A 12,137-nucleotide genomic window follows, 5' to 3' on the forward strand; every position below is an offset into this window, starting at 1 on the left:
CTGTCTATATACAGCGCAGGATGCTGTGACGCATGGGGCCGTCTAGCGCCTGTTCGAGCTGCTCGGTCAATGTGACCAGGGCTTCACCAAATACCAGTACCCCATGGTTGTCTTGTCGGGTCAGAATCTGCTGTTCCAGTAGCTCTGCAACCAGAGTCCGGAACAAGCTGGTATCAAAGAACTCGGGGGCATTCAGGCCATGTAGCAAGCTGATTCGCTGAGCAATCAGTGAGCATTGCCGCTCCAGCTGCTCTGCCGTCAGGGTAGCGGACCGCCGCTGACGCAGCAGGGCCAGTGTCAGGTAATAACGTTCCAGGGTTGGCATCATCAGGGTTGCCAGTGCCGTGAGTTCGGTATAACTGGCTTCACGGTCATCCACGGCGCAATAGTGATGGTTGCTGCATTCGAGATAGTCGGCCTGGCACAGGGTGTCGAGCCAGTCGTTAATCACTGTTTCCAGTTGTGCCTTTGACCAGGGTAAAAACAGCTCGGCCTGCAAATAGGGGTAAAGGGTCAGCACCAGAGCGTGTAATTGTTTGGCCTGGTGTGGCTGGCGGTGCACCAGCAGGCAACTCAGTACCGACGGGATGGCCAAGAGGTGTAAGACGTTATTGCGATAGTAGGTCAGGGCGATCGCGCGGCGATCGTCGGCGTATATCAGGTCGCCCATGCTGTGGCTCTGGCGCTGGATGCTGCCAAGTGTCTCGGCTTGCTGAATCCAGTCGCTGGCACTGCCTTCTGTTACCTGGGTACGATTGCTGAGTGGTTGTTGCCGAATCAGGGCTGCCCAGTTTTCCAGTCGCTGGATCAGGACGCTTTCTTCCATGGCTTCACGAGGGCTGGTCAGTAGTGCCATGGCGACCAGGTTGATGGGGTTGACGGAGGTGGCCTGATTGATACCTGTGACGATACGCCGGGCCAGTTGATCGACCACTGGCCGTGCCCAGTCCGGGCGGTAATGATGATCGGCAGCAGTCTGTTGACGCCAGTCGGGGTACTGCTGGTTCAGGAATTCGGTCAGGTAGATCGGCTCGCCGAAAGTAACCTGTACCTTGCCAAAATGGCGTCGAAAGGACTTCAGTGTGGCGAAAACACCGAGCAGGCTTTCTTGCCGTTTTTTCTTGCCATTCAGTTCTTTCTGGTAGCTGCCTGCTTCAAAGACCTTTTCGTAGCCCAGATACACGGGCATAAAGAGAATGGGTTTGCGGCAGTCACGCAGATAGCTGCGCACCGTCATGGCCAGCATGCCGGCTTTGGGCTGCAGGGTTCGACCAGTCCGACTGCGGCCTCCTTCAACAAAATACTCGGCTGCATAACCCCGGGTAAAAATACTGTGTAAATACTCGTCGAACACCGCGGCATACAAGGGGTTGTCACGAAATGAACGACGCATGAAAAATGCCCCGCTTCGACGTAATATGGGTCCCGCCACTGGCAGATTCAGATTGATACCAGCAGCGATTTGCGGCAGTTGCAAGCCATTGTGATACAGCACGTAAGACAACAACAGGTAGTCAATATGGCTGCGGTGACAAGGGACGTAGATGATCTCGTTATCGCGGGCGGCTGTTTTGAGCGGGTCGATATGGTTGACCTGAACGCCGTCATAAAGGGTATTCCAGACCCAGCTGAGCAGGACATCCATAAACCGCACCGTGGTATAGGAAATATTGGAGGCGATTTCGTCGGCATACTGGCGTGTTTTCTGACGCGCCTGGGGCAGAGTCAGGTTCTGTTCCTTTATCGCCTGTTCAATGGCTGTCTGCACCAGTGGGCGATTCGGAATCTGGCTGATCAGGGTACGACGGTGAGAGAGATCAGGGCCAATGACAGTGGCGGAGACCTGACGGAAATGGATACGCAGCAAGAGCGCGGTTTTACGGGCCAGGCGGTGGGGAGTGCGAGCCTTTTGCGCCAGCTGTTGCAGTGATAACGGTTGGCTGAAATGGACAAAGGTATTGCGGCCATTAAATAAAATCGCCAGCAGGGTCAGAAGACGGCCACCAAACGAGCCGCTGTTTTGCAGCCAGATACGCAGGAAAGAGCCTTCTTTTTGGGGGCCTCGGCCCCAGAAAACCCGTACAGGAACCACTTCAAGAGGACGATCCGGGTGGGCCAATTGCCATTCGGCCAGCATTTTCAGTGAATCGCAGATGACCGGTTTGCCAGCACGGTGGAAAAGGCTTCTTGAACGGCCGTAAACATGGAAAAACGATGGCAGTCCCGTCTGGTTGAGCGAGTTGGCGGCATCCAGGGGGCTGGCCCAGTTCAGCTCCTGTACTTCACGGTCAATGACCAGGGTTTCTGAGAGCGAAGGATAAAGCAGGGCATAAACCCGCAAGGTATTGTGGGTGGCGGGTTGCTGGGCCGGGCCAATCAGGCGGGTTTTGATCAGGCTGTAAAGTAGTGCCTGCAGCCATCCAAGTGGCCGCAGTTGCCAGCGAGAGAACCGGTTCATCGATACTGTCCTTTTGTGTGATCCCTTTGGGGTGATCGGGCGGGCACAGATTAATAGTGTGGAGGGGCATCATCCTGGCTGGATTTGAGGTCGCCGGTATTGGCTGCCAGTTGTTCCAGACGGCGATTCATCAGCTGCATGGCCTGACGAGCAAGGGTGAAGTCTGCCGACAGGTGGGTGATTTGCTCATTCAGGGTGTCGACGGTTTCATCCATATAGCTCAGCCGGGTTTCCAGCTCAGTAATACGATCGAGCAGCTGCAGTGTGTCAGAACGGTGCTGATCGGGGGTCTTTGTACTACTATTCATACGGGTTTGCTCACTGTGTTGAGGGGCAATGGCTATCATATTGATTTTTTAAGGGATTTAGGATTTCATGCGGAGAGGCCCGATGGCCTCATGATCCAGAATTAAAAACAGTTTTAAACGTTAATTATAGGTATCGCAATGGTTCGTAAATTAAGTTTGGCATTACTGACAGCTGTTATTGTGTCAGTCGCTTTGTGGTTGTCGTTTCAAGGGCTGATGGATGGTGTTTCATTGCCCGCTGGTTTGGTCTTGATTGTCTTTGCCGCTGCCTTTGGCGCTGGCTTGCTGGTGGTTTCACTGGGTAACGCCAGTGTTGAACAGCCAGTCAGCAGTCGCAGCAGCACCGGCACTGTGGTGGAGGAAGATGTTGAAGATGGACGTGAACGAGGCGTAGTGAAATGGTTTAACGTCAAAAAAGGATTTGGCTTTATCACCTGGGATAACGGTGAAGATGTGTTTGTGCATTTCCGTTCGATTCGTGGTCAAGGGCATCGTTCCTTGGCAGAAGGGCAACGAGTCAAGTTTACTGTGGTGCGAGGCGATAAAGGCCCTCAAGCCGAAGATGTCTCTGCGGTGCAGTAAGCCTGCTGATACTGCACAAAAAAAGCGGCCTTGGCCGCTTTTTTTTGTGGGACCTGCCAGACCATTGGATAGAAAATACCCAAGGATGGCAGTCGAATGCCTGTTAGTCTTTGAACATCAGGCTTTTGAGCAAGCGTGGGTTGCTGACCAGCAAATTACCGCCCTGGCGCACACGTGGTTCACCATGGATATCTGAGATCAGACAGCCTGCTTCAGAGGCGATCAGACCGCCAGCGAGCAGGCTGAATTCGTCAACGTTGCTTAATGCGGCGGCCTGGAAACGGTCGGCGGCGACATAGGCGATAGACAAGGCATTGGAACCGATATTACGCAACTCATAGGTCTTGCCCATCAGTTTCATAATACGTTCGCGCTGGACGTAGGCATCTTCACCAACACCAACGGGCTGGGTATAGCCAACGATGGCATCGGACAGATTGTTGATCTGGCCGCAGCGGATACGACGGCCACTCAGTTGGGCACCACGTCCACGGGAAGCCGTAAATTCATCGCCATTGATTGGGTTGGTTACCACCGCATGCTCGGTTTTGCCATTGATCTGGCAGCCAACGATAATGGCAAACGCAGGGATACCGACACGGAAGTTGGCGATATCATCAATGACACAGATCTGCCAGATTGGCTGTTTCTCAACACCTGAGTTCACACCGGTTTCACGGCCGTTATAGCTGTGCTCCGGATAGGACTTTTTCAGTTCAAAGATGATGCTTTTTTCCAGACCAATGGTGCAGTCTGCAATAAACTTCGCTTTTTCCTGATCCGTACTCTGGTACGAATCGAAGCGGTCCAGTCGGCGGACCAAATCCTGACCCGCATTGCGCGCAGCGCGCAACGCCAAGTTCACCATGGGCTGCATTGCGATAACTATCTCTTAAAGAACGGGGAACCGGTGATTATATCAGTACTGCTCTGGTTGGCGAAGCATGTTTTCGCTACACTTCGCGGTTTTTAGCAGTTCCTGCCACATAAATCAGACGATTGGCAGGTGCTGCGTCCAGCAAGCCATCCTTGATGGTTGCACAGTGAAAGGTGGGTGAAGTGATTTCAGACGCAGGTGACCATTATCCTCTGCTCGATGCCATTGACATCGTGATGGTAAATACCACGCATTCCGGCAATATTGGCGCTGCTGCCCGGGCCATGAAAAACATGGGACTGGGGCAATTGATTCTGGTTGATCCGATCGCGACCGTTAACGATGAAGCCCTGGCACGTTCATCCCGGGCGGAGGATATTCTGCAGCGGGTGCGTATTGTACCAACCCTGGAAGAGGCCATTGCCGACGCCAGTCTGGTTGTCGGCACCAGTGCTCGCAGTCGGCATATTCCCTGGCCTTTGATGACCCCAAGGCAAGCGGCCGAGAGTGTGTGTCAGGTAACAGGAACCGGCGCTCGTGCGGCGTTGGTGTTTGGGCGAGAGTCCCGCGGCCTGACCAATGAAGAACTGCACCTCTGTCATGCCCATGTTCATATTCCGACGGTGGAATCCTTTTCCTCCTTGAATGTTGCGCAGGCCGTTCAGGTGTTGTGTTACGAAATGCGACTGGCAGCCATTGCGGCGGCGGATAACCATGCCGACAACACGGCGGCGGTGATGGGGCAACGCTGGGGAGTGGAATGGGATCACCCGCCAGCCACACACAAGGAGCTGAACGGCATGATGTTGCACCTTGAGCAAACACTGGTGGATATCGGCTTTCTGGACCCAAATACCCCCAAGCAACTGATGACCCGATTACGTCGCCTGTATCAACGGGCGGAACCGGACAAGATGGAAATCAATATGGTGCGCGGTATGTTGGCAGCGATACAGCAACATGCTGGACGTCGCCAGGATCAACCAGTCACCGATGTATCATTCTCACCTCAGACACCACCGCGATCGGATGCCCAGCTACCGATGGATGATGCCATTGATGGTGCTACCCAAGGGAGCCATTCTGATGTTTAAACAACTCCGTGAAGATGTCGCCTGCGTCTTCGAGCGCGACCCCGCAGCCCGTAATACGTTTGAAGTCCTGACCACTTATCCGGGGGTTCATGCCATTTTGCATTATCGGCTGGCCAATGGTTTATGGCGTCGTGGCTTCAAATGGTTGGCACGGCTGTTATCGACCGGCAGTCGCTGGCTGACGGGTATCGAAATCCACCCGGGTGCGACGATTGGTCACCGCTTTTTTATCGATCACGGCATGGGCGTGGTGATTGGGGAAACCGCAGAGATCGGTGATGACTGCACCCTGTATCACGGCGTCACCCTGGGTGGCACCAGCTGGAACAAGGGCAAGCGTCACCCGACCTTGCACAACGGTGTTGTCGTGGGTGCCGGTGCCAAGGTATTGGGGCCAATCGAAGTGGGCGAAAATGCCCGTATCGGCTCCAATGCGGTCGTGACCAAGCCCGTGCCGGACGGCGCTACCGTGGTGGGGATTCCTGGTCGTATTGTACGGATGGCAGGCAAGAAAAATCCCTTGCCAGAAGGGACTGTCCGTATGGCTGAAAAACTGGGATTTGACGCCTACGGTATTGCCGATGGTACCCCGGACCCGATTGCCCGCTCGATCCACAATATGATGGATCATATGGATGCGGTGGACAGCAAGATTGATCGCATGTGCAAGGCCCTGCATCAGGTGGGTATTCATAACTGCGACGACGCACTGCCAGAACTGGAGCGGGAGCATTTTGTCTGCCTGGGGGATGATCAGGATGAGGCAACGCCAGATTCGCTTGGCGCATCCAAACAAGCCGCGCTGGATCAGGATGAATTACCAGCCACCGAAGCACCAAACACTGCAGCAACAGAAGCTGGACGGACTGCTGAACGGACTTCTGATTAAAGACCCTCAGAGGGCTGATCAAAAGGCCTGTGTGGGTGGATCAGAGCGGTGAGGACTGAAACCGGGGCAACGGACAGGCTTTACCGCTTACTTTACTCTTTACTTAGTTGACTGTATTAGTCGGATATAAACATAATACCGACCCGATCGGAGGAATTGTTATATGCGACTGACAACCAAGGGCCGCTACGCGGTGACAGCCATGCTGGATCTGGCCATACACGCAGAAGATGGCCCTGTCAGCCTGAACGATATATCTGGACGGCAGGGCATCTCCCTGTCGTATCTTGAGCAGTTGTTTGCTCGTTTGCGACGTCGTGAACTGGTTTCCAGTGTCCGTGGGCCGGGAGGTGGTTATCGTCTTGGCCGGGCAATGGATACCATCAATGTGGCAGAAATTGTTGATGCCGTGAATGAATCCATGGATGCCACGCGCTGCAGTAAACGCGGAGATTGCCAGAAGGGTGATGAATGCCTGACCCATCATCTGTGGCTGGATCTGAGTGAGCAGATACACGATTTTCTGTCAGCCATCAGCTTGCAAGAACTGATCGCCCGCCAGGAAATCCAACACACGGCACACCGTCAGGATATGCAGACCGGCAATCGTATCAATGCATTTTTATCGGATGCCATGAACGGCTAGCCCTTGCAGCCTTGCAGAACTGTTCTTTTCTGGCGCTGACAGCAACGCAACAAGCGTATGGCAAAAACGGTCAAACACGGCCTTGTTTGATCATCTTCACCGTTGGCACCCGGTAACAGCCAAGGGCAGTAACAGACAAGCGGGTGTTTGAGCGGTGTCTTTGGGTTAACGGATCGACCTGCTTGGTTTGATTGGATGGTTTGATTGAACGGTTTGATTGGATGGTTAGGTTAGCCGGATCAGAGAGGTCCGCGACGCCATAAGCGACCAATCGTATCGAGAGAGTAAACTGCGGTTGTTGTCGATCAGCGGCAATTTTGCGTTATTATTCCCCGTTGCCGCCATGTGTTTACTGTATTCTGACGCTCTTGGTGGCAGCGCTACACTATCTGTTATCTGTTTCGCCCGATGTGATTTGGATCTGCAATGAAAACCCTTTATCTTGATTATGCTGCCACGACGCCAGTTGACCCGGCGGTGGCTGAGGCCATGACGGCTTGCCTTACCATGGATGGCAATTTTGCCAACCCGGCTTCACGCTCCCATCGCTTTGGCTGGCAAGCGGAACAGGCGGTTGAAAAAGCCCGGCGTCAGGTGGCTGACGTATTGGGTGCCGAACCGCGTGAAATTGTCTGGACCTCCGGTGCAACAGAAAGCAATAACCTGGCCCTTAAAGGGGTGGTTGAATATTACCGCCGCCATCATCCGGGCAAATCCTGCCATATCATCAGTTCCGCCATTGAGCACAAGGCGATACTCGATACCCTGGCCTGGCTGAAGCAACAGGATGTCGCCATTACCCTGCTGACGCCAGATGCCGATGGTCTGATCCAGCCGCAACAGGTCGCCGATGCCTTGCGGGACGATACCGTACTGGTTTCCCTGATGGCGGTGAACAACGAAATCGGTACCCTGACGGATATCGCCGCAGTGGCAGAGCAGTTGAGTGATCACCCGGCGCTGCTGCATGTGGATGCTGCCCAGGCGGTTGGCAAGCTGCCGGTGAATGTTAACCACTGGCGGGTAGATCTGTTATCGGTATCGGCCCACAAGTTTTATGGCCCCAAAGGCATCGGCGTGTTGTATGTACGCCGTCAGCCACAGGTGCATATTGATGCCCAGATTCACGGTGGTGGCCATGAGCGCGGCATGCGCTCAGGCACCTTGCCAACCCACCAGATCGTCGGTATCGGTACGGCTGCGCAAATGGCCGCGACCCTGCTGGCGGAAGAGTTACCGCGTATCACGGCCTTGCGCGAGCGGTTACAGCAGGCCTTGCTGGAGTTGGGGGATGTCTATCTGAATGGCCATGCCCAGCAGCGGGTTGCTGGTCTGCTTAATCTGTCATTTGACGGGGTTGACGGTGAAATCCTGCTCGCCTCATTGGCGCAAGTGGCGGTATCGTCCGGGTCGGCCTGTACCTCTGCCAGTATCGAGCCTTCTTACGTGTTAAAAGCCATTGGGCGCAGCAATGCGCTGGCTCATGCCGGGCTGCGTTTCAGTGTCGGCCGTTACACCACCGAGGACGATATTGACTTTGCCATTGAGCAGGTGAGCCGGATTGTAACGCGGTTACGTCAGCAGACCAGCCGGGGTTGAGACGGGGTTGGGTCTGACAGCGGTTACATGCGTACACCTTTTACCAAAACGTGCGTATAATCCGCCGGATTTTTAACCCCCTGAATACATTTACTATTGGAGTTACACATGGCTGTTGAACGTACACTGTCTATTATCAAACCAGATGCCGTTGCCAAAAATGCAATCGGTGACATCATTGCCCGTTTCGAAAAAGCTGGCCTGAGTGTTGTTGCTGCCAAAATGGTGCGCCTGGACGATGATAAAGCAGGCGGTTTTTACGCTGAGCACAAAGAACGTCCTTTCTACAAGGATCTGGTTGGTTTCATGACTTCTGGTCCTGTCGTTGTACAGGTTCTGGAAGGTGAAAACGCTATCCTGCTGAACCGCGAACTGATGGGTGCAACCAACCCTAAAGAAGCTGAAGCCGGTACTATCCGCGCTGATTTCGCTGAAAGCATTGATGCCAACGCAGTACACGGTTCTGATTCTGCAGAATCTGCTGCTCGTGAAATTGCTTATTTCTTCTCTGCTGACGAAATCTGCGCACGTTGATTTTGTCTGAACGGGAGCGGTTTGCTCCCGTTCGTTCTGTTTTTTCCTGCTCGGAAGCGCTACGCCAGGTAACTGCTTGATGACCGATACCACTCAAAAGATCAATTTGCTGGGCTTGTCTCCAGTAAAAATGGAAGCTTTTTTCACCGATATTGGTGAAAAGAAATTCCGTGCCCAGCAAATGCTGAAGTGGATTCATCAGTATGGCGAAGCCGACTTCGAAAAAATGACCAATATGGGCAAGCCTTTGCGTGCCAAGCTGGCCGATCTCGCCGAGATCCGTCTGCCTGAAGTGGTCTATGAAAATATTTCTGCCGACGGTACCCGCAAGTGGGTAATGCGTATGCCTGGCGGCAGCTCGATTGAAACCGTGTACATTCCGGAAAAAGAACGCGGCACCCTGTGTGTCAGCTCACAGATAGGTTGCTCGCTGGATTGCAGCTTTTGCTCCACCGGCAAGCAGGGCTTTAACCGTGATTTGACAGTGGCGGAAATTATTGGCCAGGTCTACGTTGCCTCGATGAGTTTTCATGAGCCTGGTGAACGCCGTGAACGTCGTATTACCAACGTGGTGATGATGGGCATGGGCGAACCGCTGTTGAATTTTGATAACGTCGTCGATGCCATGCATCTGATGATGGAAGACAATGCCTACGGTTTGTCGAAACGTCGGGTAACGCTGAGTACTTCCGGTGTGGTGCCGATGCTGGATAAGCTAGGAGAAGTCACTGACGTCTCGCTGGCGGTATCACTGCATGCCCCGAATGACGAGTTGCGTAACCAGCTGGTACCGATCAACCGCAAATACCCGATTGCCGAGTTGATTGCTGCTACCAATCGTTATCTGGCAAGGTTGCCGGATCGACGCAAGGCGACCATCGAATACACCATGATGGATGGTATCAACGACAGCCTGGAACAGGCGATTGAGCTGGCAGAGTTGCTGAAACAGGTACCTTGCAAGATCAATCTGATTCCATTTAACCCGTTTCCTAATTCTGGCTACAAACGTCCAAGCAATAATCGCGTGTACCGTTTCCGTGATTATCTGGTCAGTCAGAATCATATTGTGACAATACGTTCGACACGCGGCGATGATATCGACGCCGCTTGCGGCCAGCTGGTCGGCAAGGTCGAGGATCGTACTCGCCGCAGTGAGCGTTATATCAATGCGGTGCAACTGGATTCCAACCAATAAGGCCCTCAGGTATGAGACAGCTCCGTAATATCTTGCAGCAATTGGTCATGATTACCCTGGCACTGGTTTTGACGGCCTGTGTAACCACCACCGAAAGCCGCTTGCAAAAAAACAAGAACCCGGACAAGGCGCTGGAAAACTACACCCAGCTTGGCTTTGGCTACCTGCAACAGAATCGCCCGGACCTGGCCCGCCAGAGGTTGCAAAAAGCACTGGCCATGGACCCGAATCATGCCCCTGCCAACGACGCCATGGGGCTGGTGTGGCAAATGGAAGCCGAGTACGACCTGGCGGAAGATTTTATGCGTAAGGCCATTGCCAACGACAGCTCGTATACCGCCGCCAAACATCATCTGGGACGGCTGTATATCCAGATGAAAGAGTATGACAAGGCGAAAAAATGGCTCGAAACGGCAGCCGGAGATCGTTATTACGACAGCCGTGCCAGTGCGTATAACGACCTGGCGATGAACTATTACCGCCAGAACCAGCCGTCCAATGCCATTGACAGCTATATGGAAGCATTACGTTTGTCGCCATACAGTGTTGATGCGCTGGTGAATGTCTCCACCCTGCTGTTTGAAGCCCAGCGCTACGATGAGTCACGCAAGTATTTTGACCGTCTGGATCGCCTGGTCAGCAAGGGTAACACCCGTCATACATCGCACAGCCTGTGGCTGGGTATCAAGCTGGCGACGATTCGTCAGGATACCGACAAGGTCATTACGCTGGCGACGCAACTGAAAAAACAATTTCCGAATTCCAACGAATACCGTCTGTACCAGGAATCCCTGGACAGCAGCAACGATTGATAACCGGTACGAGCGAGACTGACTGATGCATTTTGAAAATCCGATCAAACGTCGAAAAAGTCGCAAGATCATGGTCGGTGACGTCGCGGTTGGCGGTGATGCACCGATCTCGATCCAGACCATGACCAACACCGAAACCACGGATGTCGCGGCTACGGTAGCGCAGATTCAGCAGGCTCAGGATGCTGGTGCCGATATCGTGCGGGTTTCTGTCCCTTCTATGGATGCTGCCGAAGCCTTTGGCCGGATCCGCAAGCAGGTCAATATTCCGCTGGTGGCCGATATTCATTTTGACTACCGCATTGCCTTGCGTGTGGCTGAACTGGGAGTGGATTGTTTACGTATCAACCCCGGCAATATTGGCCGTGAAGACCGTGTGCGCGCGGTAGTGGATGCTGCTCGTGACCATAATATTCCGATTCGGATCGGTGTGAACGCCGGTTCGCTGGAAAAAGATCTGCAAAAAAAATACGGCGAGCCAACCCCGGAAGCGCTGGTGGAATCGGCCATGCGCCATATCGATATTCTCGATCGCCTCGACTTTCAGGAATACAAGCTGAGTCTGAAGGCCTCCGATATTTTTATGACGGTGGCCGCTTACCGCCAAATCGCCAGCCAGATCGAACAGCCGTTACATTTGGGTATCACGGAAGCTGGTGGCTTGCGTGGTGGTACGGTCAAATCCTCCATCGGTCTGGGCCTGCTGCTGTGGGACGGTATCGGTGACACCATTCGTGTGTCGCTGGCAGCAGACCCGGTACAGGAAGTCAAAGTCGGCTGGGATATGCTGAAGTCACTGAAAGTGCGCTCCCGAGGCATCAACTTTATTGCCTGTCCCAGCTGCTCACGACAAAACTTCGATGTTATTAAGACCATGAACGACCTGGAAACCCGGGTCGAAGATATCCGCACCAATATGGATGTAGCGGTGATCGGTTGCGTGGTGAACGGTCCTGGTGAAGCCAAGGAAGTTGACCTGGGTCTGGCCGGTGGTCAGCCCAACCTGGTGTATATCGATGGCAAACCGGCCGGAAAGCTGAACAACGAGACGCTGGTGGATGATCTCGAACGTCTGATTCGTGAACGTGCCGACCAGCTCGACAAAGAACGTGACAATCTGATTGTCTCCGGCTGAGACCG

The 12,137-nt window shown here is 53.7% G+C and carries 12 protein-coding genes; 9 read left to right on the plus strand and 3 right to left on the minus strand.

Annotated features, from left to right (window positions below; all coding sequences use genetic code 11):
- Positions 1 to 4 precede the first annotated feature (4 nt).
- Complete coding sequence (gene plsB, locus Q8W24_RS08710; protein ID WP_305475058.1) at positions 5 to 2,458, minus strand: glycerol-3-phosphate 1-O-acyltransferase PlsB; 2,454 nt, start codon at positions 2,456 to 2,458, stop codon at positions 5 to 7.
- 50 nt (positions 2,459 to 2,508) lie between these two features.
- A complete protein-coding gene (locus Q8W24_RS08715) occupies positions 2,509 to 2,766 on the minus strand; it encodes a SlyX family protein (protein ID WP_305475061.1) in 258 nt (85 codons plus the stop codon).
- 138 nt (positions 2,767 to 2,904) lie between these two features.
- Between Q8W24_RS08715 and Q8W24_RS08720 the strand changes: the two genes are divergently transcribed.
- Complete coding sequence (locus tag Q8W24_RS08720) at positions 2,905 to 3,348, plus strand: cold-shock protein (RefSeq protein ID WP_303433375.1); 444 nt, start codon at positions 2,905 to 2,907, stop codon at positions 3,346 to 3,348.
- 103 nt (positions 3,349 to 3,451) lie between these two features.
- On the opposite strand, the gene Q8W24_RS08725 is transcribed toward Q8W24_RS08720, so the two are convergent.
- A complete protein-coding gene (locus Q8W24_RS08725; protein WP_303433374.1) occupies positions 3,452 to 4,216 on the minus strand; it encodes an inositol monophosphatase family protein in 765 nt (254 codons plus the stop codon).
- Positions 4,217 to 4,407: 191 nt separating this feature from the next.
- On the opposite strand from Q8W24_RS08725, the gene Q8W24_RS08730 reads away from it, so the two are divergent.
- From Q8W24_RS08730 to ispG, 8 genes are all read left to right on the plus strand, one after another.
- Positions 4,408 to 5,319: an RNA methyltransferase gene (locus tag Q8W24_RS08730; protein ID WP_368501382.1), complete on the plus strand. Its 912-nt coding sequence runs from the start codon at positions 4,408 to 4,410 to the stop codon at positions 5,317 to 5,319.
- Positions 5,312 to 6,208 carry a serine O-acetyltransferase gene (cysE, locus tag Q8W24_RS08735; protein ID WP_305475063.1) on the plus strand — a complete coding sequence of 299 codons (897 nt, stop codon included), beginning with the start codon at positions 5,312 to 5,314 and terminating at the stop codon, positions 6,206 to 6,208. Before Q8W24_RS08730 ends, cysE begins: the two co-directional genes overlap by 8 nt.
- A gap of 163 nt (positions 6,209 to 6,371) precedes the next feature.
- Positions 6,372 to 6,854: a Fe-S cluster assembly transcriptional regulator IscR gene (gene iscR / locus Q8W24_RS08740; RefSeq protein WP_303433372.1), complete on the plus strand. Its 483-nt coding sequence runs from the start codon at positions 6,372 to 6,374 to the stop codon at positions 6,852 to 6,854.
- Positions 6,855 to 7,280: 426 nt separating this feature from the next.
- A complete protein-coding gene (locus tag Q8W24_RS08745) occupies positions 7,281 to 8,453 on the plus strand; it encodes an aminotransferase class V-fold PLP-dependent enzyme (RefSeq protein ID WP_303433371.1) in 1,173 nt (390 codons plus the stop codon).
- A 108-nt stretch (positions 8,454 to 8,561) separates the two neighbouring features.
- A complete protein-coding gene (ndk, locus tag Q8W24_RS08750) occupies positions 8,562 to 8,987 on the plus strand; it encodes a nucleoside-diphosphate kinase (protein ID WP_303433370.1) in 426 nt (141 codons plus the stop codon).
- Between the two features lie 79 nt (positions 8,988 to 9,066).
- Entirely contained in the window at positions 9,067 to 10,185 is a 1,119-nt protein-coding gene (rlmN, locus tag Q8W24_RS08755) for a 23S rRNA (adenine(2503)-C(2))-methyltransferase RlmN (protein WP_303433369.1), read from the plus strand.
- An 11-nt stretch (positions 10,186 to 10,196) separates the two neighbouring features.
- Positions 10,197 to 10,997: a tetratricopeptide repeat protein gene (locus Q8W24_RS08760; protein WP_303433368.1), complete on the plus strand. Its 801-nt coding sequence runs from the start codon at positions 10,197 to 10,199 to the stop codon at positions 10,995 to 10,997.
- A gap of 25 nt (positions 10,998 to 11,022) precedes the next feature.
- Positions 11,023 to 12,132 carry a flavodoxin-dependent (E)-4-hydroxy-3-methylbut-2-enyl-diphosphate synthase gene (ispG, locus tag Q8W24_RS08765; protein ID WP_303433367.1) on the plus strand — a complete coding sequence of 370 codons (1,110 nt, stop codon included), beginning with the start codon at positions 11,023 to 11,025 and terminating at the stop codon, positions 12,130 to 12,132.
- Positions 12,133 to 12,137 lie beyond the last annotated feature (5 nt).

This window comes from Oceanobacter sp. 4_MG-2023, assembly GCF_030689165.1.
GTDB lineage: Bacteria > Pseudomonadota > Gammaproteobacteria > Pseudomonadales > Oceanobacteraceae > Oceanobacter.

Coding starts and splice junctions, on each gene's coding strand:
- plsB (WP_305475058.1), bottom strand. CDS start 2,458: ATGAACCGGTTCTCTCGCTGGCAACTGCGGCCACTTGGATGGCTGCAG.
- Q8W24_RS08715 (WP_305475061.1), bottom strand. CDS start 2,766: ATGAATAGTAGTACAAAGACCCCCGATCAGCACCGTTCTGACACACTG.
- Q8W24_RS08720 (WP_303433375.1), top strand. CDS start 2,905: ATGGTTCGTAAATTAAGTTTGGCATTACTGACAGCTGTTATTGTGTCA.
- Q8W24_RS08725 (WP_303433374.1), bottom strand. CDS start 4,216: ATGGTGAACTTGGCGTTGCGCGCTGCGCGCAATGCGGGTCAGGATTTG.
- cysE (WP_305475063.1), top strand. CDS start 5,312: ATGTTTAAACAACTCCGTGAAGATGTCGCCTGCGTCTTCGAGCGCGAC.
- iscR (WP_303433372.1), top strand. CDS start 6,372: ATGCGACTGACAACCAAGGGCCGCTACGCGGTGACAGCCATGCTGGAT.
- Q8W24_RS08745 (WP_303433371.1), top strand. CDS start 7,281: ATGAAAACCCTTTATCTTGATTATGCTGCCACGACGCCAGTTGACCCG.
- ndk (WP_303433370.1), top strand. CDS start 8,562: ATGGCTGTTGAACGTACACTGTCTATTATCAAACCAGATGCCGTTGCC.
- rlmN (WP_303433369.1), top strand. CDS start 9,067: ATGACCGATACCACTCAAAAGATCAATTTGCTGGGCTTGTCTCCAGTA.
- Q8W24_RS08760 (WP_303433368.1), top strand. CDS start 10,197: ATGAGACAGCTCCGTAATATCTTGCAGCAATTGGTCATGATTACCCTG.
- ispG (WP_303433367.1), top strand. CDS start 11,023: ATGCATTTTGAAAATCCGATCAAACGTCGAAAAAGTCGCAAGATCATG.